The organism is Streptomyces sp. NPDC102274 (assembly GCF_044766385.1).
GTDB lineage: Bacteria > Actinomycetota > Actinomycetes > Streptomycetales > Streptomycetaceae > Streptomyces.
This window is the reverse complement of record NZ_JBIWLW010000064.1, coordinates 1-23991: the sequence shown is the minus strand read 5'-3', so window position 1 is coordinate 23991 and position 23991 is coordinate 1. Positions and strand designations below refer to the sequence as shown.

Genomic DNA, 23991 nt, shown 5'->3' with positions numbered 1-23991 from the left:
GAGCTACCAAGCCGGACTCCACCTGCGGGCCTCCATGATCTGGATCAAGCACCTCACGCGAACCACACAATGATCACGACCCAATACACGCCCTAGCGCCACCAGCAGCTTCGGGCCGGCATCACTACTGGGGCGGCTCGGTGTTCGGGCGCTTGCGCTCGGCACGCCGGGCCAGGCAATACGCCGTGACAGGGCCAATGATGGCCGCGGCCAGGACGAAGATCCCGGCGATCAGAGCAGATTGAATGGGAATCAAGGCAGATTTCCTTCCGGTCTAGGGCACGCACCCCCGAAAGGGGTGCTCCAGACCGACCTAAGCAGCACCTCAAGCCATCGCTCAACTACCCCCCTTAGCCCCCTATGGAAAATTCGAGGACGTCCTATCCGATTCCGGTCCTCTATCTATACGGTCTACGCGCGTCCGATCTGAAATGGTGAACTCCGCACCAGAAGTCCGGAGGCGGCCCATCAGAGATGGACGACAGATAGATTCACTCGTTTGAGTGAAAACCGGCGTTCCACTGGACATGCGAGAGTAGAGCCGTGCGGTCTGCCTGGAGGTAGGACCTCGACCCCTTTGAACACGCCAGAGCGGACAGCACGATCTGACCTGCGAGAGCGCCCTACGACTCTAGAAAGAGGTGACCTGCCATTAACAGAAGGGAACAATCCCAGGTCAGTAACGATCGGCCTGCGGTGAAACGAGCACCCGTGACTTCATCTGCTGCGTCATGCACAAACACCGCAACGCGAACACACAGGTCAGCGGCCTATCGGGCGAGCCAACCCAAGATAATCCAGCAGCAGGTCGGCCACGAGTGCGACAGCTCTACCGCCATCTACACGCACGTCAGCGACGACTTCATGAACACTGCTCTGACCAGGGCCCTGACCCCGGCATTCGCCGAGGTCTGACGAGGAGGGACCGAACATGGTCGCCAAGCTCGACTACAGCTGGCACCTGCGCAAAGCCATGGCGAACCGCGGGATGTTCTCCACCACCGACCTGCTGGCGCCGTTGAAGGAACGCGGCATCACACTCTCCACGAGCCAGGTCTACCGACTCGTCGTCGAGCGACCCGAGCGACTTAGCCTGAAGATCCTCATGGCTCTGCTCGACATCCTGGACTGCACCATGGACGACCTTATCGAGCCCATCACAGGTGCTGGTGCCGCGACGAAGCCGAAGAAGGCCGCCGCAGGCGGGACCGCGGTCTCCGAAGGCATGGGTGACCTTCGGCCAGAGCGAGCCCGCATCACCGGAGTTGACCGGTGACGGGTGCAGCCGAAGAGGTCCTGGCGGACCCGGTCGGCCTGGTGGTGCGCCTCGTCGGCAACGTCGAGAAGCACCTGGACGCCAACCTCATCCGCGACATCGTCTGCACGGTCGTACGCGCACGAGCTGGCCGCCGCAGCCTCGCCCAGGCCCTGCACGATGACCCGTCACTACTGCGGACCGGGCAGCCACCGGCACCCTACTGCGTCGCGAAGCTCTTGATTGCCCTGCACGAGGCCGGCGCCCAGGACGTTGCGCTGCCCCGCTGCGGCGAGTGCGGCCGCTCCTGCCACTATGTCGGCAGCAGCAAAGGCGGGAATTGGGGCTGTTCACCCTGCCTCGACAAGCCCGCCGTCTGCGCGGGATGCCATGAAGAGCGACGCGCCGTCAGCAGGGACCGTCACGGCGAGCCCCGCTGCCAGAACTGCCCGGACACCGACGGCGATCCGCTTCAGGAACTCACCGAGCTCGTCACGGGTCTCGATCCCGACCTCGATGACCATGCAGTCCTGGCCGCACTCGGGCGAGCCACCGTCCGGCCCGCCGACCAGCGACGTCTGGCCTGGGCCGTCGTCGCCCGTCCCGACCTGTTGACCGGTGCCGGTTACGAATCCCCCGCTCCGGCCGCCCTGCGGTTCATCGACGCACTCGTCGAGGCCGGGGCGACCAAGGTTGTCCGACCGGCTTGCCCACGCTGCCACGGGGTGAAGGCCTTGTCCAAGCTGCTGGAGGGCAAGCGGATCTGCCGGGCCTGTTTCGCCCACCACGCAGCCGTCCCCTGCTTCGGCTGCGGCGCCGTGCGTGAGCCCGCCACTCGCGACGCCGAGGGCCGGCCGTTGTGTCCGAACTGCATGATCAGACAGCCCGCTAACCTGGAGGAATGTGTCGGCTGCGGCCGCCGCAAGCCCGTCGCGAACCGGCTGCCTGACGGCCCACGCTGCCAGAACTGCCGGCCGAGGATCACCGCGGAGTGCGGCATCTGCGGACGGACGGCACTCTGCGACATGTCCCGGGCCACCGGCCAGCCCTGGTGTGACCGTTGCCAGCAGCGATGGGTGGCCTGCAGCAGTTGCGGCACCGTCGCCCAGGCCCGCAGCGGCACCTGGGAGGCGCCGTTGTGCGCGAAATGCACCAACCCCGACCCGGACTTCTGGGGCCGCTGCCCGGTCTGCACCATCACCTGGCAGCTCAGCACCCGCCCCTGCCAGCGATGCGTTCTCGACCAGCAAGTACGCAACCTCCTCGGCGACGCCAACGGGGCCATCCGGCCCGAACTCGCCCCGTTCCACGCGGCATTGACGAGCGCCGAGCGCCCGGACGTCGCCTTTGCCTGGGTCTCCCGCTCGAAGGCCCGCGACCTCCTGGAACGCATAGGACGCGACGAGCGGCCCGTCGCCCACGAGGTCCTCGACGAACTGCCTGCGGGCAAAGTGCTGGCCCACCTGCGCAGTGTCCTGGTCGCGACCGGCGCCCTGCCGCCCCGCGACGAGCGGCTCGTCGCCCTGGAAAAATGGATCACGGCGACGGTCCAGGCCCGCACCGACCTCACCGAGCGCCGGATCCTGCACGGTTACGCGGTCTGGCACCACATGCGCCGATTCCGGCGTCGCCTCGGAGCAGACCACACCACCCGGCTCCAGGACCTGAACGTGCGCTGCCACGTCACCGCGGCGGACAGCTTCCTGGACTGGCTCGGCGGCGAAGGGCTCACGCTGGGGACCTGCACCCAGACGGACCTGGAACGCTGGATGGCAGACCCCACGGTCAGCTACCGCGACGAGACCGGCCACTTCGTCCGTTGGTCGGTACAGCACCGGCATACCCGTGACCTGACCTACGGCACCGTCCGCTGGACCGGCCCGCTCAGCACCATCGACAGCGAGAAACGTTGGGCCGACGCCCGTCGCCTCCTCAACGACGAAACCCTGCCGACCCCGGACCGTGTCGCGGGGCTGCTACTGATTCTCTACGCGCAGAAGATTGCCACCATCAGCCAACTCACCGTCGACGACGTCCACTTCGACGGCGAAACCGTCTCCATCACGTTCGGCACCTCGCCAGTCGTCCTCCCTGCGCCGTTGGCCAGCCTGGTCCGCGAACTCGTCGCGACCCGCCGCGGCAAGGCCAAGATCGGCACTCCGGACGACGCCCCCTGGCTGTTCCCAGGAGGACGCCCTGGGCACCCCCTCGGCGACGACCGGATCGGTCAGCGCCTCCACAAGATCGGGATCCGCCCCAAGCAGGGCCGTTCCACCGCGCTGTTCACCCTCGCCGCCGAAGTCCCCGCCGCGATCCTCGCCCGGATGCTCGGAGTCCACATCAAAGTGGCCGTCCAGTGGCAACAGGCATCAGACGGGGACTGGGCCGCCTACGCCGCCGACGTGAGCCGAAGATCATGACCGGAATATTCCGATGCAGCCCGCTCCTGACTGCTCTGAGCGCGGGCACATTTCTAATGGTTCACATCACAGCACCAAGGAGCAGTGTGAAGAAGCAACACTCCGAACAGTTCGCCTTCTGGATCTGCCGGCGCCTCTTCGGTCAACTCACCCCCTACGACCGGTGCTTCATCTGTGGCGACATGCACTTACCGCCCACACCCCAGCACCCCCACAACGGCCGCTACGACTTCACCGGACCGCAAGCCGGAGTCGAAGTCGTATCCATCGTCAACTCCGACACACTGCGGAACTTCTCCTCCTGGAACAAGCACCACGAGGGCAACTTCGAAGGACCGCCCTCCGACTTCGGCCTCACCCTCCCGTGGGTCATCGACGTACCGGCAACAACGCTAGTTCGCGACTATAACCAGGTCCTTGAGGCCGTCCGTTCCATGGAGTACGCCGGCATCTACGCAAACACGCCGAACGACAGCAGAAACAAGAGCCACCGATCCCACCAGCCAGGTCGCGCTCACTGCACCTTCTGCCGGGTCGCCTTTACTGCCTCCTTCAGCGCCCACGTGGACCCCGAAGGGCTCATGACCTCCCGGCCCGGCCTGGCCGTCATCGTCGTGGGCGAAAGCATCAGGGACGCACTACCCGACATCTGGGAGTCCATCCAAAACCTTCTTAACCCCACCATTCAGCTACGCAGCGACGTTATGGCCAAGCTCGACCTGGCCGAGCAGCACGGGAAACGGCGCCGCGTCGCCTGCTTTGTCCTTGACGACTTCATCTCCGCGGGTCTATGGAACGACGAGCTCAAAGATACCCAGCTCATGTCTTTCGACTGGGCAGCGATCCATCCCGTCACTGACGTCGTAATAGCTTCCCCGTCGCAGAAACGCGCCCTGGTCTTTCACCACGACCAACCCGCACTCTCTGTATACGTGCGTGGCGCCGACAAGCCTCCGCGCCCCCGCACTCTGGGCTGCCCCTAGCGCCCCGGCAGCAGCCCCGGAGATGCCTACCCGGGGGGCGTGGTCACCCATCGCACCGAGGTCAGTTGCGAGTGCTACCTGAGCCTGGCATTCAGACAGTTCCAATACCCGACTCCACCGTTATACGACACGGCGAACTCAGACCGGCTCAACAGCGTGTTGCGCGCCCTCACCCCGCGCCGGGCACCCTGCACGTCGACACCCTCCACCTGCTCAGTGTCCGCTACGACATCGCGGCTGATCACGGCGGCTGGCGCATGTATTGGGAGCCCATCGCCGAAATCCCGCTCGGAGGCTGAGCCGGCTCCTTGGCCCGAACTGATCACCGGTAACCATGGGGCCGTCGGCCGGACCGCGCCGAGGGCCCCTTTCGGGGCCTGTGCCGGGGGCCGTGGAGGTCGCCGAGTTGGTCGCAGTACGGCTGCGCAGCCGCCACGACCCGCTTGCCGAGGCCGGTGAGCTGCATCCTGTGTGTGTTCCCGCCTCGGACCAGAAGCTGGCCGTCGAAGTCTTGTTCCAGCTTGCGGATCTGCCGGGTCACCGTGGCCGGATCGAGGTCCGCGTCGCGGGCGAACGCCACCACGGAGGGATAACGGATGGCTTCCAGGAAGCGGCAGAGGCGCCGTTGTCCGCCTTTGGTTCCTGCCGCCGGTCGCAGTAGTGCAGGGAGCTGAGCCAGTCTCGCTGCTGCGGCGGCGGTTGTCCAAGGCCTTCGCCTGTGATTCGTCCGGGGACGAGGCGGTACCGATTGAGCTGTAGCCGCTGGGAGTCCGAGTTGCTCGGCCAGGGTCAGGGCGGCGGGGGCCGACTCGCACTCCCGGGACCGGCCGCGTGGACGGCTGCCCCAGCAGGAGGTACCGACGCGTCAGCGGAACCGCGCAGTGTCGCCGGCACCGCCGCCATGAGCGTTCGGTCCAGCTGGCCGCTCGCGCGTCCACCACGTGGACACCGAGGAAAATACAAGCGCAATGAGGCAGGCCAGAATGAGCGACGGCTGGGAACCGACAAGATGGCACACCCCGAAGTACACGGCCACGGCGGCAATCCCCACCGTCGCGCCGATCTTGATGTTGCGGGCCAACCACCACCGCTGCGTGCTCACGCACCCATCATCGCAGAATCCACTGCCCGCGCCCAGTCCACCGCAGGGCAGGTGGAGGGCAAAGCGGCGGAAGACACCCTCTGGACAGGACCGCCCGCCCCGCCAGGCCGGACGAACCTTCCCGGCCACAGTCCTGACTGTGAGGTCTGAGGGCCGTGGTTCCAGGGGGTTGTTCGTGAGCTGCCGCGGGTTCAGGCCCGGTTGACTTCATCGAGCCCGCCTCCTGACCTTCGCGAGGTAAGTCGAGCCCATCGCCTCGGTTGCCGAGAACTTCGGCGCATCCTCCGGCCCCACCCGCTCAGCCGGCCGGACATTGATGGCTAGACCTTTTTCTGATCTGGCGACTTGAGGGAGGAGCGCAGCAGCTCCAGCATAGTGAGGGTTGTGTTCTCGGAGACGCCGGGGGGCTGGAGGTAGGCGAGGATCGCGCGAGCGATCCCGATCGGCGTCTCTTTATCCGCGCTGACCCGTCCCCAGGTCTGGAGGGCGGTCCCGAGGACGTTTCCGAGGTGCCCCGGGCCAGAGTGCCTCGGGCTAGAGGCTACCCGCTTAGTGTCGATGCCTTCCTCGCGGAACCTGTTCCCGTCCATTCCGGCATGACGCAGGGTTTCGAGGGCGCCGATCGCCAGCGGCGCGAGATCGGCAAGCACAAGGCGGATCGGCCGCTCAGCCAGGAAGCGCCATGTCTGGGTCATCTCTTTGATACGGGCTTTGTCGTCACGGTGAACGGCGAGGATGAAGTCCACTGCGCGGTCGACTTCCTGAGCCTCCACTGACGGTTCCCCTTCCATGTTTGTCGTGCCGACGGTTGTGTGTGGGGCCGGATAGTCACCGGGTGCTTCGCCATACCACGGTACGCGGCCTCATTCGCGCGCCGGCTCGTAGTGATGTCGTGGCGTCGTGGCCGCAGAGTTCGGCCAGCTTTCCGCGAACCTCTCGGTGCACAATCCACACACGGTCAGGAGGCACCCGGTCATCATACGCAACGGCGACGGAGTGCCAGTGTCGAACGGTCTGCTCGTGAGCGTCGTCTGTCTGACGACTTATTCCGGTACGGCGGTTCCGGTGGGCGGTGGCATGGGCCCTCCGGCCTCCGTACGGTGTCGCCATGACCAAAGCACCGGAGCGGCTGCGCGAGATCGCTCGATCACTGAACCGCCGGCAATGGCGGCCCACCCCCGCAGAAGTGGAATTGGGCAGTACCTTCTTCCATCGCGTCAAAGAACTGGAAGAGGAGCCGCATCCAGAGTTTCCACGGGGAGCGGACCATTGGAGCCGTCTGCACACGGAGAACCTCGTGGTGCTGGCCCGCACCGTGACGATGGCCCGGGACGAGCTGCTGTCTGTCTGGAAGGACCGGCTGCCCGGTTCACCAATGGTGGAGCTGGTCGAGCAGTACGTCAGCGGCGCGGAGCCGCTTCTGCCGCACGCGGAGAGGCTGGTCGCGGCCTGGCACGGTGTCACCTTCCCCGAACCGATCGCCGACGAGATCGCTTATGAGGCAAAGCGGTTGAACGTCTCGGCCGAGGAGGGCGAGGCCAACCTGCGGTACTGGAAGGCCGTCCGCTGGGAAGAAAAGCACCATCCCGAGTCCCTGTGGGACGATCTGCGTCCGGCCTGGTCCTACCTGGGCGCCGTGCGGTCCACCATGATGGCCGCAGTTACCGGGGATACGGACTACTGACCGGCGCCGCCAGCAGGGATGAGGCCGGCGAGGAAGGCGGCGAAGCCGCTTACGGCTTCCTCCGTCGCTGCTGTCTGCCGCAGAACTGCATCCGGCACATGCACGCGCTCCCAGTCACTCGTGGACAGGTGCCGCTCGGTCGCCCATGCGCGGTCGAGTTCCCCGGTTGTGTCGGCCAGCTCATCGCAGAGGCCGCCGAAGCTGCCCATGACTATGGCGAGTGGACCGTAGAAGCCCTTCGGGTCACGGGGCAGCATCTCCTCCAGTGTGTGGAGAGTGGTGCCAAGGCCGACCAGCCGGTTTGCCCGCTGGAGCCAGGAGGGATGGGCCTCTTCGCCGGGAGCGGGGTCCACAGGGTAGTTGTAGGCCGGCGGCTGGAAGAGCCCGGTGAGCCGGGCCGCTTCTTGGTCGGCGCGGCTGACGGCCCATCGGCCGTCGCTGATCATCTCGCTGTTGACGTCGAGATGCCACCGAGCGATCGTTCGGCTCTTCGCCCAGCCGCCGTGCGGAGGGCTGCCGAAGCCTTCCGGGTCGGCGCGCAGTTCGCGGATCGTGAATCCGAGACGGCGCGTGTCCGCGCCGTCCTCCCCGGTAAGGGCATCGAGCAGGCCGGTCACAGCGTCCAGCACGTCCGGGAGGTTGCCGGCGTCGGGGAGTTCGCCGCCGCCGTCTGCCGGGAGCCGCAAGGGATCGCCCACGCCGTCCTGGGCAAGCCGGCGGCACAGATCGGAGGCGTCGCCCAGCTTAATGTCGTCAACCGCGAGCCCTCGGCTGCGAGCGGTGTGCATGAACGCCAGTGCCACCACTGTCTGTTCCCAGTGCCCGCGCTTCCAGGCTGGGTGATCACGGACGTACGCGTCGCGCGTCTCGCCGGTGAGGCCAAGCTGCCTCTCCACGCGCCACCTGCGCAGCAGTCTCGCGTGGTCCAGTGCTCGCCGCCAGTCATCCGTTCGGAACCCGCTTGTCGTCCCCATGCCCGGCAGGCTACTCGCATCCGGCAATACCGCCGGGCGGCGTATCACGCCGAAGCTGACGACTGTGACGGGCTGTGCCCTGGTCGAGGCCGTGTGTCAGGTGGAGGCGGCGGCCTATGCCGTGGACGGGTTCGCCGACCGGCAGGAGGCCGCGGAGATGGGGGTGATCCGTACGCAGGTCATGGTCGCCGACGCGCAGCGTTTCCTGTCGGCGCTGGTCAGGATAGTCATGGCCTGTGGTGCCCTGTCGGTCCTCAATTCGGTGTTGCTGCCTCCCCTTCTCCTCGCTGTGCTTCTGGTCGGCTGACCATCGCGCAGGTGGCCCACGAGGTCCACTGCGCGAACATCGGCTGTCGCAACGTGCGCGACGTGGTGCGGTTCCGGTCAGCGACCCGAAGTCTGGCGACGAGGTTCGCGGTCCGCACGGGGCGACGAGCGCACACTGGCTGCCGTTCCTAGGACGCTGCGCTTATCGGTCGCAGGTGGACGGCGTGTTCCTATGGTCCGGGCCATCGCGCCAGCGGAGACGGGGGCGGTTCGGTGAGGTTTCGTTCCTCGGACTGCAGCCACCAGGGACCAAGCTGATACGGGGTCTTGAAACCTAGCTTCATGCGCAGGTCGGCAACGGCACGGTTGATCGTTTTCACGCTGACCCCGAAGCGGCTGGCGATCTGTTTCTGGTCGGCTCCGGCCTCCAGCTCCCACAGCACTGACCGCTGGAACGGTGAGGAAATCGCGTTTTCACTGGTCAGCCCGGCTCCGTACCATGGCCTCGCGCGTACCCACCGCTGCTGGAACTGTTGGATCAGGTAGCCGATCGTGCCTCGGTGCTGAATGTGCCAGGCTCCCCGGGACAGGTCCTCAAGGATTCCGCGGTCCTCGAAGAACGCGTGCGCCTGGTCCACGATGATGATGCGGGAGAACTCCTCCTCTGTCGTGCGTACCTGGGCTCCGAGCCCTGTCACCGCAATCACGTATTCCAGGAGCGCATCGGAACCGCGCGTACTTTCCGCGTACAGCATGCGCACCATCACTCCGCGGCGCAGTGTCTTGGCGTCGCGTTCCAGCGCCCGGGCCAGCACCTCCGGGCGGCGGGCCCCCGGCTGAGCAGAAAGCTGCTCGTGCGTGGCGCCATCCGTGGCCCGGGAAATGATGTCGTTCACCAGCTCGGTCCCTGTCAGGAACTCTCCGCCGAAGGGCTCCGAGGCTTGCAGGCTCCGGCTGCGTTCTCTCTCCAGTGCCTCGACGACGGCGGGAATCTGCTCCATGCGGCGCAGTGCTCCGGCCGCTGACTGCTCGGCTTCCCGACGAAGCCGGGCCTCAGCAGTACGGATGTCCGCCGGTACGGGCCGACCACTGAAGGGATCATGGATGAGTAGGCCCAGGGCAGTGAGGTGCGCCACGTGCGGATCATCGGGAGCGAACTCCTCGCCCTTTCCGGCCCTGCGATAGCAGTCAAGGTCGTCGTCGGTCAGGTCCAGGCTGACATACCCGTCCGTCACATTGTGGCGATTTGGCAATGTTCCTCCCGTCCAGAGTGCGTCTTTGTCCTACATGCGACATCCGGACTCCTTGAAAGGAGGAAGCGACACAGGGTGAGGTGTGTTCTAGACCTCAACGCCACCGGCATATGCCTCTGATGGGCGTAACCCCAGGTTCCCGAGGAGACAGATCCATGTCCCAGCATCACGTCCCGCGAGCGTGGAGCCCTTCTACCGGCACCCCCCTGGCATTGGCCGCCAGGGGCACCGGGAACGCCCCGGCCGGCGCCACCGCCACCGGCTGGGCTCCGATGCGCTCCGCCGTCCCGCACGACTGCGAATGGGGTTCGCTCCCCGCTGGCGCTGGCCCGCCGAGACGTGCTCGTACTTCACCGCCTCGTGAGTACCCCGAGCACGCCTTCGCCCGCATGAGGACCTGGAAGATCCTGCGCGAGTGCCGTCTCAAAGGCGACGGCGTCCACCACGCCGTGCTCCGCGGATCCCGCCGACCGGGTACCAGGTGCAGGGGAAGCTCTTGTCGGGCGTACCGCCCGGCCCGCACCGGTCCGGCCGGGCGGTATGGAGTGTCTGCCGCGCGGGGGGTGTCATTCCTGGACCGGCTCTTCCTCCAGTTCCCGCTCGTCCGATGTGGCCCACCAGGCGCCGAGGCGGAATCGGTCGCCGGCTTCGATACCGAGTGCTTTGTATACCGGGCTGAGGTTGTTGGTAACGGTGCGTGTGGTCACTCCGAGGCTTTTGGCGATGGCTTCGTGTGTCAGTCCGTCATTCATGCCGTTCAGGATGGCCCGGGTACGGGGCGTTGTGACTGTCTTCGTCATCCGGGGTCTGGCCCTGCCCGCCCAGGGGTCGGCTACGTGCCACAGCAGCTTGAACGTGTCCCGGATGAATCCCAGCATGCCCGGGTGGGTGACTTTCCAGGCTGTCCAACTGTGCTCGCGCACCGCGTCGTTGTCGGACATGAGGGCGAAGACATCATCGACGATGAGCATGCGCGGGAAAGGGGCGGCCGTGGTCCTGACCTCCGCGCCGTGCGGGGTGACCGCCGAGACCCACTCGTTCTCGGGCGTGCGGGAGAGCGCGCTGTCCGGGTAGACGGTCCGCAGCCGGACGCCGCGTCCCAGGCGCTCGATGTCACTGACCTCGGAGATGTTCAGAATGGTCCGCGGACGGTCCATGGGATGTGCGGTGCAGACGAATGACCTGGCGCCGGCCAGGGCGGCGGCGGCAGCAGCGTTGGCGTCGCCTGGGTTCTTCATGAACTCGATGCCGCCGCTGCCCTCACCTCCGGTCGCCGTACCGGGCAGCATCGCGAAGAAGCGTGACAGCGCTCTGAGCCGCTCCACCGACAGTCTCAGCAACTCCCCCGACCGCTCGATGCCGGCTCGTTCCCGTTCCACGAGAACCTGCCAGACGTATTGCCGGTCGGACGACAGATACCGGTCGGTCTCGAACAGGTGCGGCAACACCAGACCGATGCCCAGCAGTTCGTCCAGCCCTGGCTGCCCCGGCTCGACATGGCCGTCACCTCGGGCGATGCGCTCATACAGGGCCAACGCGTCATCCGTGAGCGCCAGACCGTCCGGCATTCCGTCGTTTTCTGCCGCATTCGTCATTGTTGGGGCCCTGCATCTCCTAGAAGTTTCGTGTACACGCAACGGTTTCTTCTTGTATCGGCGGGGCGGGGCATGGAACCTACACACAGCGACCACGTGTCCCTATTCAGTTTCATCCTTCTCGTGGCCGCCCGCACCACGATCACGGTCCCGTCCGGGAGGACGGGACCTCGGTCCGGACGGCCGGGTCCGGGCTCAGAATCCGCTGACGGCAAAGGCTGCCTTCAGCAATGAACGAGGGTGGGAATTTGATGATGATCCGTCAGAAGAGCCGGGTTCTCATTGCCGCATGCGCGGTGGCACTTGCCGTGACGGGTGGAGCGGTTTCGGCGCCTACGGCGCTGGGCTCTTCTCCGGGGGACACGCGCTGGGACTCGGTGCCGGTGACCGCTGCCCTGGCCAGTGACCCGAACTGGGATGCGGAACCATCCAACGCTCGCGCGGCCAGTTAGCCCATTCGCGGCAGGCAGGTCATACGCGGCACAGCCTCACTGTCCACTCAGGAGAGCGGAGGCCGCTCGTCTACCGCCCGGCTTGCAGTCCCTGCCTGCGCGAGGGACGCCGTATAAGGGGAGCGCCGGAGAGTATTTCCGGATACAAGGCAGCGGCTTCCCGTGAGTTCTAGGGAATCCTAGAGCTATGTCTGGATCTTGACCGGGGTATCCGCGTATGTTTCTGGTCGCTCGCCGGGCACCCCGCCTGGCGGAGAGGGCAGGGAACGCTACGTGGAATAGACCGACGAGCACGCGAAAGCAGCGACGGCGCCTGAGAGTTGCACCTCTCAGACGCCGTACGCCGAATCACTCCTGCCCGCGAAAAGGGCGGGAGACCACTTATCGACACCGCACCGGCCCTTTCCACGGGGCAAACCGGCGCGACATCACTTCAGAGGAGAGTCTTGCATGTCCACCGCCCTGGGCAAAAGGCCCAAGGTCCCGGGCTGCCCGGCAGATCCCACCCCCCGGGGCGGACCTGGAATACCTCCTGGGCCGGACAGTCCGGATCTGGCTGCTCCCCCTGGACGACTTCCCCAGTGCCTCCGGGGGCTGAGCCGGCAGGCGCAGACCCACCTTCCACCGCCCGTCGCCAGCACCCCCGCCGTCCGTCCGAGGCGCGGATGTTGCCCGTGCGCCGACCAGCGCCGCGCGAGAAGGCCGAGTGGACGCTCTCCCGCCTGTCCGGCATCTGCGCCCTCCTCCACTTCTCCGGCCCGGGCTCGGCGTTTCCGCCGCCGCTGAACCCGCTCCTGCAACCGATTGCCTCCGGTGCGACACCCTGCCGCGCCCCTGCCCCGCCTCGCCGCCGCGTTCACCCGCACCGTCCACCACCGGTGCGGACGAGCGCCCGCCGGCCCTGAGGCGTATCCGGAGAATCCACTTGCACACCATCACCACCAACAACACCCCGCCCACGACCCTGCGCGGGATCGCCGACCACAGCTGGCACAAGCGCGGCCTGTGCCACGGCATGCCGGCCACGGACGCCGACGAACTGTTCTTCCCCAAGCCCCGCGACCACCAGGCCATCGCCGAGGCCAAGCAGATCTGCGGCCGGTGCCCCGTGCGCCGGGACTGCTTCAACCACGCCCTCGACAACACGATCAAGGACGGCATCTGGGGCGGCCTCACCGAAGCCGAACGCCGCCCCTGGCACGCCAAGATCAACAAACGGCTCGACTACGCCAGGGTCCGCGCGGCCTTCCAGGGGCGCGACGTCCACCTCAGCGAGCCGGAGCGCGAGGCCGTCACCCGCCACGCCTACGCCCGCGGGTGGAGCCCCGAGCGCCTCGCCTACACCCTCCAAGTCGGTCTGGAACACGCCCGCGACCTGCTGCGCAACGCCGACCACGACGTGGCCGACCGCGACCGGTACTGGGACCTCTACACCGGCGACGCCACCGACGACAACGGCGAGGACGACCACACCGACGAAGAAGAAGAAAAGGAGCCCGCCTCCTCGCCGGTCACCCGCCATGTCCAGACCACGTCCCTGATCGTCGCGCTCCGAAAGGCAGCGTGAGCGCCGGCCCTCCCGACGCCCCCAACGGTGCCGACTGCAAGCGGGTACCACGACCGCCAAGCCTGTATACGGCGCCGTCCCGCTCCGGCCCTGCCCTGCGGGCCGCACCGCCATTACTCCAGCGCCGCATGACCTTCCCGGAGCGAGAACGAGCCGCCCCACCCCTCGCCCCGGGCGCGCCACCCCGAAAGGAGCACAGCCCCGTTGACCTGGTTCAAAGTCGACGACACCGCGCACGCGCACCCCAAGCTTCTCAAGGCCGGGAACGCAGCCCTCGGCCTGTGGATGCGCGCGGGCGCCTACGCCGCGCAGCACCTCACGGAGGGCGTGGTTCCGGGCGTCGTCGTCCAGTTGTACGGGACCGCTCCGCAGGCCCGGAAGCTGGTCACGGCCGGCCTGTGGCACCCACACGGCCACGACTGCCCCCGGTGCGAGCAGCCGTCGGCCGGTGACTTTGTGATGCACGACTTCCTGGTCTACAACCCGACCCGCGCCCGGGTCGAGGACGACCGGTCCAAGGCTGCCGAGCGCCAGAAGCGAGCCCGCGAGCGCGCCGCCGAACAGCGCGAACAGCAGCGTCCCCAGCCCGATTCGGCGGTGAACCGTCCGCGAACCGATGACGATTCACCGGCGAAACGCCCGCGATCCGAAGAGGAACCGTCGCGCGAAAATTTTGAATCGTCCGCGAATCAGATCGCGTTTCCGGATGACATCACAGGTCAGGACGGCGTGTCACAGCGTGACGGGGGTGGGGCGTCACGGTCCCCCCGTCCCGACCCGTCCCGTCCTTCTGTACCTCCTTCGGAGGTACAGCTAGCTAGCTGGGACACGCCTGCCGTGCCCCCGAACATCCGCCCCCTGCAGGAGGAGATGACCGCCGCCGGAATCGTCGTCGAGTGGTCCCTCGCGCAGGCCGACTGGTTCCGGCTGGAGGCGATCGTCAAGCGGACCGCCGTCCCCGCCCTGGTCGAGCACGCCCGCGGTCAGTGGCACCACGCCCGCAGCCGGCCAAGGTCCGTCCGGTACTTCCTGCCCGGATGGACCTCACTCCCGCCCGTCCCCGCAGGCGCCCCGACCTCACCCGGCGCCGAAGTGATCCCCCTCGACGCCGCCCGCCCCGGCCGCGCCGCCCGCGCCGCCAACCTCTTCGCCGCAGCCCTCGACAACCATTCCGACGGCCGCGACACCCCCGAGGAGCAAGCCCAGTGAACCGCCGTGAAGTCGCCGCCCTGCTCGCCTACGCCGCGAAGCTGGACCCGCGCAGCGCACCCGCCGACGAGGCCGCCGCAGCAGAAACGTTGCATCAGTGGGCCGACCTGCTCGCCGACGTGCCGCCGACCGCCCCGCACCCCGAGAGCCGCGACTGGGATGCCGCGCAGGCCGTGCGCCACCACATCGCCACCTCGCCCTACCCGATCAAACCCAGCGATGTGTCGCGTCCGTGGCACAGCTTCCGCCGCGACGTGCTGTCGCGCCACGTCGACCCGTTGCCCGACGCCGACCCCGACGACGACCGGGCGTACCGGGCTGCCCTCGCCGCCCAGCGCCGCGCGATCGAGACCGGCGCCGTCGTCGCCACCCCGCGCGCCGCACTCACCACCGGCGAGAGCCGTCAGGAGCGCGACCGGTTCGCCGCCGAACGCCTCGCCGCGCTCGGCGGGTACGTGCCGCGCAGCGTCGACCAGGAGCTGGCCATGTACCGGCCGCGCCGCGCCGCGCGCGAACGTCTCGCCGCAGCCGGCCTGCCCGACCCACTCGACGTGAACTGCCCGTGCGAGTGGTGCCGCGCACCGGCTGGTTCCCCGTGCCTCGACCGGCACCGCGCCCCGCGCCGCACCGCACATCCGACCCGCCTCGACCTCGCCACCGCCCAGCACTACGCACCCGGAGCCGCATGAGCACCACCCCCGCCGCCACCGGGCCGCAGAACATCGCACCGGTCGGGGCGTGGGACCGCCTCGCCATCGTCGCCCTCGGCACCGCCGGCTGCGCCCTGTCCTACGACGCCCTGCAGCAGATGGCCGTCGCCATCCACATCCGCGGACAGCTCACCTACCTCTACCCCCTCGTCATCGACGGCTTCATCGCCTACGGCGTCCGCGCCCTCCTCGTCCTGTCCACCGCGCCCCTGCGGGCCCGCGCCTACATCTGGACGCTCTTCGGCACCGCCACCACTGCCAGCCTCTGGGCCAACGCCCTCCACGCCGTCCGCCTCAACCAGCAGACCACCCAAGAAGGTCTGTACCTGGGCGACACCGTCGTCGCCGTCCTGTCCACCCTCGCCCCCCTCGCTCTCGCCGGCGCCGTCCACCTCTACATCCTCATGACCCGCCGCCACCCCGCAGACCACGAGCGGACCACACACAGCGCAGACCACCAACGCGCGCCGTCCGGGAAGCGGACCGGCCGGAGCGCGCCGTCACGGACCACCACCGGGGCGCACCAACGGACCAAATCCGCCGCGGACCACACCACAGCCGGCCGGTCCGCGGACCAAGGCGGGACCGGTGGTCCGCGTGCCGACGGCGGGACGGACCGGCCGGCCGCCTCCGGCGCGGACCAGACCGCCAGCGCTCCGCGGACCGGAACCACCGCAGACCAAGGCGTCGCGGACCAGGGCACGGCCGATGCTCCGCGCGTCGGCGGCGCAGCGGACCGGAGGATCGCAGCGGGAGCGGACCAGACCTCCGACGAACTGCGGACCAGGAACTCCGCAGGTCACGGACCTGATGCCGCCACAGCCCCGGAGCGGGTGGCAGCCCAGCGCCGCATGGTCCCCGGGTCCGAAGCGACGGCCGGACGCGAGGCGGATCCACTGGATATCGGCGGCCTCACGGACCGGGGACCCGCCCAGGACCAGCAGTCGCCCAGGGACCAGGCCGGCGGGCCTGGGAGGCCGGGAACCACCTCGGGGGCGGACCAAGACGGTCACACGGCGGACCAACCGGTCCCCGACTGGTCCGCCGGTCCGGAACAGCAGCAGGCCGCGGACCAGATCACGAACTCGGCGGATCAACGGACCAACCCGGCTGCGGACCAGACCGGTTGGTCCGCGGACCTGTCGGTCACTGAACGGTCCGCCGATCCGCAAGGGGCGTCTCCTGCGGACCAGCCTGACGACGCCGCGGACCAGGGCGGAGATGAGGACGAGGTCCCGATGGAACGCCTCATTGAGATCGCCCGGGACGGCGCGCTGCGGGAGGGGCGTATGACCCGCCGGGCCATCCGGCCCTACCTGCGGGCCCAGGAAATCAGAATCAGCAACGAGCGGTTCGGTGAACTCCAGTCCCGCCTCTACCAGGACGAGACGCTCGCCCACCTGCCCCGCTCCCGGAAGAAGGCCCAATGAAAACCTGCCAGCGCTTCGCCCGCATCCGATACGGCTTCGAGCAGGACATCCGCTTCCTGACCGACTACGCCGAACGCAAGGCCGGCACCGCGCCCGCGAAAAGCAGCAAGAAACACGCGTACACGGTCAGACGGAACATGGCCCGAGCCCTGAGCAAACACTACGAACGCTGCCCCGAATGCGGCTGACAACCGTATAGACGCAGGTCACGCCCCTGCCACGAAGCCACATCCGCTGCGGTGGCCCGGCCCAGGGCCGGACCACCGCCCACAACAGAGGACACACCATCCATCCCCCGATCCCGCACCATGCCGGGGCGACCGACTCCGAGGCCGGCGCCTGGGCGGACGTCCTGGTCCGCTTCCGGCTCCTGCACACAGCCGTCCGGGCCCCGAACGGACAATGGCTCATCCAGCACCACCCTGCCCGGCCCGTTCACGTGCTCGACGGACCCGCCGCCGTGGTCGAACTCGCCGCCGCAATCCAGCACCACGCCCGCTCGACGAGGAACCACACCCGATGACGAACCCGACCACGTCCCCCGCCCCCAGCCCGAGTGAGCCGAAGTCCAACTCGACCTCGGGGCGAGCAAGTTATCGGCCAAGACACTCTTCCCCGTCGGGGAAGGCGCCTTTGCCCAGACCCGCCCCGGGGGTGGCGGGAGCGGACCAGCACCGGGGGGTGCTGGTCCGCAAGGCGGCGACCGAGGGCGGATCGCAGCCGGACAAGCAGCCGTCGCCGCGTAAGCGCCGCGACGCGAAGAAGACCTCGCGCAAGCGCTCGCCGAAGCCGCCGACGCGCAAGCGCAATTACGTATGCAGCGTCCGACTGAACAGCGACGAGAAGATACTGCTCGCCACCGCCGCCAGTGCCACCCGTACGAGCCTTCCCGCCTTCCTCGCCCGCAGCGGCCTCGCCGCCGCGCACGACCTCGACAACACCGCCGCCGCCCTCGCCGGACACCGCGAGCTGGTCGCCGAACTGTTCGCCGCCCGTCGGCATCTCGGACAGGTCGGCAACAACCTCAACCAGGTGGCCCGTGCCATCAACTCCGGCGGCCAGCCAGCAGAAGTCGACGCGGTCGTCGCGGCAGTCCAGCGCGCCGTGACCCGCGTGCAGGCCGCCACCGACCGGCTGATGGACCAGCGGTGACGGCGAAGCTCACGCCGACCATGAGGCGCTGCCAGCCAGCAGGCCGCGGACATCGCCACGCACAACTTCCTGGAACCGGTCGCGCAATGCCCCAGCCTCATCCTTCATGGCGCTCAGGCGCTGGGTGTCGTGCTGGTCCGCGATGGTCACGTAGTCGCGTGCATTACGCAGACCGCGAAAGACCGCGTCGGCCGCCCGGACCACATCAGGCGGGGCCAAGACGTGGATCCGCTGCAGGGTGCCGCCGAGATTGAAGCCGGCAAAGGAAGCCGCGGCGGCGCCTGCCCGTTCCTCGGCCGACACGGTTCTCAGTACGCGCAGGAGGTCCCGCCCCGTCTCCTCCATCGCGACCAGGTACTCGGCATACAGGGCCGTACGCAGTTCCAGCAGGCGCGTGACCGACTCCCTGCGCCACCTCCGGCGATCGGCCAGCGCGGTCGCGCCGGCCCCGAGCAGGACTCCCGTCAGTGCAGCAAGCGGCGATATCCAGTTCATCCGTGAGGGATTCCCACCACGAGTGCCTGGAACGCGCCCTTCCCGCAGGCCACCCCAGTTGATCAATCGGTCAAGGACAGCAGCATGATCCCCCGGATCCAGAAACGCGGGCAGCGCACCATCGGTCTCCTGTACTACCTCTACGGGCCGGGCAAGTTCGAGGAACACGCCGACCCGCACCTGGTCGCCTCCTGGGACCACAACGCTCCCGACCCCGGCCGCGACGCCTCCGCCACGCTCAAGCACCTCCAGCAGCTGCTGGACCAGCCCGTCGAGAACATCGACCAGGCGCAGCGGCCGAAGAAGCACGTCTGGCACCTGTCTATCCGCAACGGTGCCGAGGACCGGATCCTGACGGACGAGGAATGGGGCGACGTCGCCCGCCGTATGGTCGCCGCCGCCGGCATCGACGACCCCGAGCAGGACGCGGGCTGCCGGTGGGCGGCCGTCCGACACGCCGACGACCACATCCACATCGTCGCCACCCTTGTCCGCGAGGACGGCTACAAACCCGACCTCGACCACGACGCCGCCCGCGTCCAGGCCCAAGCCCGGTCCCTCGAAGCGGAGCTGAGCCTGCGCCGCCTCAACAAGGGCGACGGCACCGCCGCCAAGCGCCCCACCAGCGCCGAACGGCACAAGGCCGAACGCCAGGGACGCGAGCGGACCGCGCGCGAGGAACTGCGCGAGCACGTCCGCCGGGCAGTCGCCGGCGCCCAGGGCGAAGAAGAGTTCTTCGACCGGCTCGCCGCCGCCGGCCTGCTGATCCGCAAGCGGGCCGCCCCCTCCGGCGACCTGCTGGGCTACAAGGTCGCACTGCCCGAGGACCGTAACAAAGACGGCGAGCCGGTCTTCTATTCCGGGTCCAAGCTCGCCCCCGACCTCTCCCTCCCCAGGATCCGCGAACGCTGGTCCAGCAACGACGCGGAACCGGATCGCGGCAACAGCCCCCGGACCAGCCGGACGCACCAGCCCATGGGTCCGGCAGCGGCGCGCCGTCGTGCGACCACCGCGGTGTGGCAGGCGGTACTGGTCGTCGGCCACGGTGATGACGCACAGGTCGCCGCGCAGGTCGCGGCGGCGGGTGAGATACTGGACGCGCTCGCCAAGACCTCCGCCGCTCACACGCGGCGTGAACTGCGCGAGGCCGCCTTCGCGTTCGAACGCGCCACCCGCTCCCACATCCGCGCCGAACGAGGACACGACCGCGCCCTGCGTCAGGCCGCCCGCGACCTCGTCCACAGCGGCCCGGCCCTCGGCCGCGGACAAGACGGCGCGACTACGGCGATGGTCATCGACATGGTGTTCTTCCTAGTGACCGCTGCCGCACACTGGCACGCCAGACACCAGCACGCTCAGCAGGCCGCCGCAGCACGGCAGGCCGCCGAACACCTGCGCGCCGCCTACCACGCCGCCGCGCAACAGCCCCTGACCGTCCTCCACCACCGCGGCCGGCACCTGCCGCAGCCGCTGAAGCATCAACAGGCCTCCTATCTACGCCAGGCGGTGCCGGAGCTGGCCGAGCGGATCCTCGCCGAGCCCGGATGGCACGCCCTGGCCGCCACCCTCGCCGACACCGAAGCCGCCGGCCACCACCCCGCCACCCTGCTCACCCAGGCAGCCACACGACGAGAACTGGACACCGCCGACTCCATCAGCGACGTCCTCGTCTGGCGCCTGCGGCATATCGCCGACCTCCAGGCCGACGCCCAGCCGATGCCGGTCAGCGAAAACGCAGTGACACCATCGCCCCCGCCGACAACACGCCCCGTCACGGATCGCCCGGATCAACCACGCAGAGGCCGATGACCGGCGACGACTAGAGAGTTCTTGAGTGGAAGCCGGCCATACGCCTCGGGCATCATCACCGTGGCCCGCAGGACGAGGAGAGGGAGACCCCGTGTTCCGACGCGTACGCGCACGCCGTGAGATCGAACGTGAAATGGCCGCCATGCACCGCTGGCACACACAGATGACCGCCGCATTCACATGGCCGGAGCCAGCGAGCACCCCACAGCCGCCTCCGGCTCAAACGGAACAGCGGCAGGACATCATGGTGGACGACTTCCTGCCAGAGGACCTGCGGGTGCCGAGCCGGGACGAGGTCGCCGGAATGATGATGCATTTGCGCCGTCCGCTCGTGATCGACGGTGAGGTACGCGAATGCCCTCGGTGCGGCGCGTACCGGGACTGGATCATTCTCAGCATCCGCGACGAGGTGTGGCTGCGCTGCCGCGCCAGCCACGAGACCCTCGAACACCGCCTGGACACCGCCTGGTTCAACCGCAACAGCGGCCCCATGGACGCGATGCACGCGACCTTCGAAGACGGCCTCAAGTACCTCGGCCACCACGACAACTGACCCGCACACAACTCCCCTGCCCCGCGATCACCGCCCCCAGGAGCGGTACTGCCCAGCCCACTCAACTCGCCCCAGGGGATCCGTATGCACCGTCGCACCACATCCGCCGCCGTCCTCGCCCTGACCACCCTCACCCTGCCGGGATGCTCCACCAGCCCCTCGGCCCCGCCCGAGCACCCCTCCCCCGCCACCGCCCAGCACAACCAACCGTCGAGCGGCGCGAAGCCGGCCACGCTCATATCCTCAGCCCTGTTGCGCGAGCGGCTCCTGGACGAGAGTGACCTGGGCGCGGGCTACATCCGTAAGCCGGATTCGCCCTCGGACCACGACGACGTGGCGGTGACCGGCTGCCCGCCCCTGAAAGCGCTCGGCGGCGCAGCTGCCAGCGGCAGCCTCGACTTCCCGCGCCGGGCGAAGACCACGTTCGCCTACACCGACAGCGGCTCCGCGATCTCCGAGGACCTGTACAGCGACACCGAGGCACAGCTGTCGAGGGACACCGGCCGGATCTTCGACGCCATGACCGCGTGCCCCTCCTACCAGGTCGTGGCCGGTGGCACGCCCGTCGGCGTCACCGTCCGGAAGGTGCCCTCGCCCCGGGTCGGCGACGAGCAGTGGAGTCTGCAGATGACGTACACCGCCGGTGTACGCACCACCGTCGTCAAACAGACGACCATCCGCATCGGCACCGTCGTCGTTTCCATCACCGGATCCCCCGGCCTTGTAGACGCCCACCTGGACAAGGCTCTCAGCAAAGCCCGCTCCATTCACTGATCCGTGCGAAAGAGAACGCGGTGCCCCCTGTTGGCAGGAGGCACCGCGATATCCGGGCTGTCCGACGGAGGCGTCCTGAGCCCGATCCGGCCGCAAGAAGAGCCGCAGCCTCGGTGGTCAATGATGTCGCCCGGAAGGGATGCCTCTTCCCGCACCCGCGTTTCATCGACGCCGCAGGGTGCTGCGGCTTTGTTCACGGCTCGCGTCAACAGTTGTTCACCGCTGCTTCTGTAGGCAGAACTGTCGCGTCCCATTAACGATGCGTAGGGCCGGGGCCTCGCAGTTTGTGCTTTGCAGACGATCGCGTCTCATACGTACGGTCGCCGACGTGCTCATGACCTACTTCTCATCGACCGGTTGGGAATCCTGGGGGCTATCGAGTCAGCCAGTCATCCCGGACCTCATGCCGCTCTTGATAGACGACGATCTTCTCCTCGAAGACTCGGCCGGCCCTCGGGTCACGACTGTGATCAACCGGTGGGCCCAGGAACTCCCGGCGAACGGATGTCCGGCCCCAGAGTCGTGGGAGACGTACGTCCGCGTCGCGCGAGACTGGACGGTCTTCCTGGCCGACCGCGGCATCCAGCTCTTCGACAACCGAGCCGAGTTGCGTCGCGGCCAGCGCGGTGTACCGCGCATGCGGGCCGCTGAAGGCGCGGTTCGCTGCCTCCACCTGGAACCAGCACATGAGCATCCTGTCCCTGTTCTACGGGTGGGCCGAGGACGAGGGATTCACGGCCGCGGTGCCTTTCACCTACAAGCAGGCCGTCACGGCGTACGGCGACCAGGCGCGCATGCAGTCGGTGAACCTCTCCAAGCGGCGGATACGGCGGGTTGACCGACGCTGGGAGGTCCGCACGGGAGCGGATCCGGTTGGAGGCGGTCGGCCGCTTCGAGGCCGGGGAGAAGAACCGGGAGATCGCGGCCGTGCTCCGGGTGAGTGAGCGGAGCGGTCGGTGGAACGCTGGCGCCGTCAGTGGCGAGAGCAGGGCCGGGCCGGTGTCCGCTCGAAGGGTTCACCCGGGCGTCCGAGACTGTCGGACACCCAAATCGCCCGTCTGGAGCGTGAGTTGGAGCGTGGCCCGCTGGCCCATGGATGGGCGGACCAGCGGTGGACACTCGCTCGGGTGAAAACACTGATCGGCCGGATGTTCCACCTCAGCTACACGGTGGAGGGCACTTGGCGGCTGCTGAAACGGCACGGCTGGTCGTGGCAGCGGCCGGCCCGCCGGGCGGTCGAACGCGACGACGAAGCCGTCGAGCTGTGGAAGAAGGAGGTGTGGCCTCGGGTAAAAGCACCGCGGCGGCCCGCGGGGCATGGATCGTCTGCGAGGACGAGGCAAGCCAGTCGCTGAGGCCGCCACGGGCCAAGACCTGGGGCCGTGTCGGCCGCACACCGGTGGTCCACGTACGCGGCCGGGGCTCCGGACGAGTCTCCATGGCCGGTATGACCTGCTTCAAGAACGGAGAACGGTCCCGGCTGATCTACAGCTTCCGCGTCCACCGCGGACGCAAAGGTGAACCCAAGGGCTTCACCTGGCAGGACTACCGCGACCTCATCGTCCGCGCCCACAACCAGCTCGGCGGCCCGGTCGTCCTGGTCTGGGACAACCTGCGCACGCACCTGATGCCGCAGATGAAAGCGTTCATCGCCGCGAACGACGACTGGCTGACGGTGTTCCACTTCCCCTCCTACGCACCCGACCTCAACCCGCAGGAAGGCATCTGGGCCCTGGTGAAACGGACCATCGGCAACCTCGCCGCCGCGAACCTCGACCAGATGGCCACCGCCGTCAAACGCAGCCTCAAGAAGATCCAGTACCGGCCCCACCTGATCAACGGCTGCCTCGCAGCCACCGGCCTGACCATAGGCAACTCCCCATGATCAAGCCGACATCACCCAATCAAGTTCAGTAGCTTCCCTGTCAAAGGACTCCATCGACTGGGCCGCTCACGATCCCACCTCGGGAGGGACTGTAAAACGATCAAGACTGAAGGCGTCCGCTGCCGTGTCTTCGCCACCCGGGCCGAGGCAAACCTCGCGCTCTTCGAGTACATCGACGGCTTCTACAACAGTCGGCGCATCCAGGAACGGCTCGGCTTCCTCAGCCCGATCGAGTTCGAGGAGAAGTACTACGCCGAGCACGCGACGGCCGAACCACTGAACCTGAAACCCCGTCAACCCGCTCTGACCAGCTGATCAGCACCTCCCGACTAGGGCGTGTATTGGGTCGTGATCAATCTGTGGGTTTCGCTCTCGTGGAGCGGGAGGATCGGGTAGGCCGGTGTGTATGACACGGCGGCAAC

Annotated in this window: 23 protein-coding genes and 2 pseudogenes; 18 read left to right on the top strand and 7 right to left on the bottom strand. The window is 68.0% G+C overall.

Annotation, left to right across the window (positions count from 1 at the left end; translation table 11 throughout):
- Positions 1-931: 931 nt before the first annotated feature.
- From ACIRQP_RS40095 to ACIRQP_RS40085, 3 genes are all read left to right on the top strand, one after another.
- A complete protein-coding gene (locus ACIRQP_RS40095) occupies positions 932-1276 on the top strand; it encodes a helix-turn-helix domain-containing protein (RefSeq protein ID WP_403900066.1) in 345 nt (114 codons plus the stop codon).
- Positions 1273-3675: a site-specific integrase gene (locus ACIRQP_RS40090; RefSeq protein ID WP_403900064.1), complete on the top strand. Its 2403-nt coding sequence runs from the start codon at positions 1273-1275 to the stop codon at positions 3673-3675. Before ACIRQP_RS40095 ends, ACIRQP_RS40090 begins: the two co-directional genes overlap by 4 nt.
- An 86-nt stretch (positions 3676-3761) precedes the next feature.
- Positions 3762-4658 (top strand): hypothetical protein, encoded by an 897-nt coding sequence (locus ACIRQP_RS40085; protein ID WP_364012756.1) that lies wholly within the window; start codon positions 3762-3764, stop codon positions 4656-4658.
- A gap of 322 nt (positions 4659-4980) precedes the next feature.
- Here the strand turns inward: ACIRQP_RS40085 and ACIRQP_RS40080 are convergent, their stop codons facing one another.
- From ACIRQP_RS40080 to ACIRQP_RS40070, 3 genes are all read right to left on the bottom strand, one after another.
- Positions 4981-5238: a LysR family transcriptional regulator gene (locus ACIRQP_RS40080; protein ID WP_403900062.1), complete on the bottom strand. Its 258-nt coding sequence runs from the start codon at positions 5236-5238 to the stop codon at positions 4981-4983.
- 285 nt (positions 5239-5523) lie between these two features.
- Entirely contained in the window at positions 5524-5760 is a 237-nt protein-coding gene (locus ACIRQP_RS40075) for a hypothetical protein (RefSeq protein WP_403900060.1), read from the bottom strand.
- 320 nt (positions 5761-6080) lie between these two features.
- Positions 6081-6533, bottom strand: a complete 453-nt coding sequence (locus ACIRQP_RS40070) for a hypothetical protein (RefSeq protein ID WP_403900058.1) — start codon at positions 6531-6533, stop codon at positions 6081-6083.
- A 335-nt stretch (positions 6534-6868) separates the two neighbouring features.
- Here ACIRQP_RS40070 and ACIRQP_RS40065 point away from each other — a divergent pair, with 335 nt between their 5' ends.
- On the top strand, positions 6869-7444 hold the full coding sequence (locus ACIRQP_RS40065; RefSeq protein ID WP_403900056.1) for a hypothetical protein: 576 nt from the start codon (positions 6869-6871) through the stop codon (positions 7442-7444).
- Here the strand turns inward: ACIRQP_RS40065 and ACIRQP_RS40060 are convergent.
- Positions 7438-8340 (bottom strand): hypothetical protein, encoded by a 903-nt coding sequence (locus ACIRQP_RS40060; protein WP_403900054.1) that lies wholly within the window; start codon positions 8338-8340, stop codon positions 7438-7440. The genes ACIRQP_RS40065 and ACIRQP_RS40060 overlap by 7 nt on opposite strands.
- Positions 8341-8482: 142 nt before the next feature.
- On the opposite strand from ACIRQP_RS40060, the gene ACIRQP_RS40055 reads away from it, so the two are divergent.
- Positions 8483-8725 (top strand): hypothetical protein, encoded by a 243-nt coding sequence (locus ACIRQP_RS40055; protein WP_403900052.1) that lies wholly within the window; start codon positions 8483-8485, stop codon positions 8723-8725.
- A gap of 190 nt (positions 8726-8915) precedes the next feature.
- Here ACIRQP_RS40055 and ACIRQP_RS40050 read toward each other — a convergent pair whose 3' ends face one another.
- Positions 8916-9920 (bottom strand): hypothetical protein, encoded by a 1005-nt coding sequence (locus ACIRQP_RS40050; RefSeq protein WP_403900050.1) that lies wholly within the window; start codon positions 9918-9920, stop codon positions 8916-8918.
- Between the two features lie 389 nt (positions 9921-10309).
- Between ACIRQP_RS40050 and ACIRQP_RS40045 the strand changes: the two are divergent.
- Positions 10310-10393, top strand: a pseudogene (locus ACIRQP_RS40045) (IS5/IS1182 family transposase); the annotation flags it as partial.
- 111 nt (positions 10394-10504) lie between these two features.
- On the opposite strand, the gene ACIRQP_RS40040 reads toward ACIRQP_RS40045, so the two are convergent.
- Entirely contained in the window at positions 10505-11533 is a 1029-nt protein-coding gene (locus ACIRQP_RS40040; RefSeq protein WP_403900070.1) for a hypothetical protein, read from the bottom strand.
- A gap of 1377 nt (positions 11534-12910) precedes the next feature.
- Between ACIRQP_RS40040 and ACIRQP_RS40035 the strand changes: the two genes are divergently transcribed.
- The 6 genes from ACIRQP_RS40035 to mobC all read left to right on the top strand — a co-directional run bounded on the left by ACIRQP_RS40035 (position 12911) and on the right by mobC (position 18053).
- Positions 12911-13552, top strand: a complete 642-nt coding sequence (locus ACIRQP_RS40035) for a WhiB family transcriptional regulator (protein ID WP_403900048.1) — start codon at positions 12911-12913, stop codon at positions 13550-13552.
- A gap of 204 nt (positions 13553-13756) precedes the next feature.
- The gene (locus ACIRQP_RS40030) at positions 13757-14761 is read left to right on the top strand and encodes a mucin-2 (protein WP_403900046.1); all 1005 of its coding nucleotides are present in this window, start codon (positions 13757-13759) and stop codon (positions 14759-14761) included.
- Entirely contained in the window at positions 14758-15450 is a 693-nt protein-coding gene (locus tag ACIRQP_RS40025) for a cell surface glycoprotein (protein ID WP_403900044.1), read from the top strand. The genes ACIRQP_RS40030 and ACIRQP_RS40025 overlap by 4 nt, the downstream gene beginning before the upstream one ends.
- The gene (locus ACIRQP_RS40020; protein WP_403900042.1) at positions 15447-16901 is read left to right on the top strand and encodes a DUF2637 domain-containing protein; all 1455 of its coding nucleotides are present in this window, start codon (positions 15447-15449) and stop codon (positions 16899-16901) included. The genes ACIRQP_RS40025 and ACIRQP_RS40020 overlap by 4 nt, the downstream gene beginning before the upstream one ends.
- Positions 16898-17089 carry a hypothetical protein gene (locus ACIRQP_RS40015; protein ID WP_403900040.1) on the top strand — a complete coding sequence of 64 codons (192 nt, stop codon included), beginning with the start codon at positions 16898-16900 and terminating at the stop codon, positions 17087-17089. Before ACIRQP_RS40020 ends, ACIRQP_RS40015 begins: the two co-directional genes overlap by 4 nt.
- 445 nt (positions 17090-17534) lie before the next feature.
- Positions 17535-18053, top strand: coding sequence for a plasmid mobilization relaxosome protein MobC (mobC, locus tag ACIRQP_RS40010; RefSeq protein ID WP_403900038.1), 519 nt, complete (start codon positions 17535-17537; stop codon positions 18051-18053).
- Positions 18054-18062: 9 nt separating this feature from the next.
- On the opposite strand, the gene ACIRQP_RS40005 is transcribed toward mobC, so the two are convergent.
- Positions 18063-18548, bottom strand: a complete 486-nt coding sequence (locus tag ACIRQP_RS40005) for a hypothetical protein (RefSeq protein ID WP_403900036.1) — start codon at positions 18546-18548, stop codon at positions 18063-18065.
- A gap of 84 nt (positions 18549-18632) precedes the next feature.
- On the opposite strand from ACIRQP_RS40005, the gene ACIRQP_RS40000 reads away from it, so the two are divergent.
- The 6 genes and pseudogenes from ACIRQP_RS40000 to ACIRQP_RS39975 all read left to right on the top strand — a co-directional run bounded on the left by ACIRQP_RS40000 (position 18633) and on the right by ACIRQP_RS39975 (position 23884).
- Entirely contained in the window at positions 18633-20357 is a 1725-nt protein-coding gene (locus ACIRQP_RS40000; protein WP_403900034.1) for a relaxase/mobilization nuclease domain-containing protein, read from the top strand.
- Positions 20358-20601: 244 nt separating this feature from the next.
- Positions 20602-20910 (top strand): hypothetical protein, encoded by a 309-nt coding sequence (locus tag ACIRQP_RS39995; RefSeq protein ID WP_403900032.1) that lies wholly within the window; start codon positions 20602-20604, stop codon positions 20908-20910.
- Between the two features lie 84 nt (positions 20911-20994).
- The gene (locus ACIRQP_RS39990; protein WP_403900030.1) at positions 20995-21684 is read left to right on the top strand and encodes a hypothetical protein; all 690 of its coding nucleotides are present in this window, start codon (positions 20995-20997) and stop codon (positions 21682-21684) included.
- An 873-nt stretch (positions 21685-22557) separates the two neighbouring features.
- Positions 22558-23039: pseudogene (locus ACIRQP_RS39985) on the top strand (winged helix-turn-helix domain-containing protein).
- Positions 22964-23569 (top strand): transposase, encoded by a 606-nt coding sequence (locus ACIRQP_RS39980; RefSeq protein WP_403900028.1) that lies wholly within the window; start codon positions 22964-22966, stop codon positions 23567-23569. Before ACIRQP_RS39985 ends, ACIRQP_RS39980 begins: the two are co-directional and overlap by 76 nt.
- Positions 23570-23587: 18 nt before the next feature.
- Positions 23588-23884 (top strand): IS3 family transposase, encoded by a 297-nt coding sequence (locus tag ACIRQP_RS39975; protein WP_403900068.1) that lies wholly within the window; start codon positions 23588-23590, stop codon positions 23882-23884.
- Positions 23885-23991 lie beyond the last annotated feature (107 nt).

Coding starts and splice junctions, on each gene's coding strand:
- ACIRQP_RS40095 (WP_403900066.1), top strand. CDS start 932: ATGGTCGCCAAGCTCGACTACAGCTGGCACCTGCGCAAAGCCATGGCG.
- ACIRQP_RS40065 (WP_403900056.1), top strand. CDS start 6,869: ATGACCAAAGCACCGGAGCGGCTGCGCGAGATCGCTCGATCACTGAAC.
- ACIRQP_RS40040 (WP_403900070.1), bottom strand. CDS start 11,533: ATGACGAATGCGGCAGAAAACGACGGAATGCCGGACGGTCTGGCGCTC.
- ACIRQP_RS40020 (WP_403900042.1), top strand. CDS start 15,447: ATGAGCACCACCCCCGCCGCCACCGGGCCGCAGAACATCGCACCGGTC.
- ACIRQP_RS40015 (WP_403900040.1), top strand. CDS start 16,898: ATGAAAACCTGCCAGCGCTTCGCCCGCATCCGATACGGCTTCGAGCAG.
- ACIRQP_RS40005 (WP_403900036.1), bottom strand. CDS start 18,548: ATGAACTGGATATCGCCGCTTGCTGCACTGACGGGAGTCCTGCTCGGG.
- ACIRQP_RS40000 (WP_403900034.1), top strand. CDS start 18,633: ATGATCCCCCGGATCCAGAAACGCGGGCAGCGCACCATCGGTCTCCTG.
- ACIRQP_RS39995 (WP_403900032.1), top strand. CDS start 20,602: ATGGTGGACGACTTCCTGCCAGAGGACCTGCGGGTGCCGAGCCGGGAC.
- ACIRQP_RS39990 (WP_403900030.1), top strand. CDS start 20,995: ATGCACCGTCGCACCACATCCGCCGCCGTCCTCGCCCTGACCACCCTC.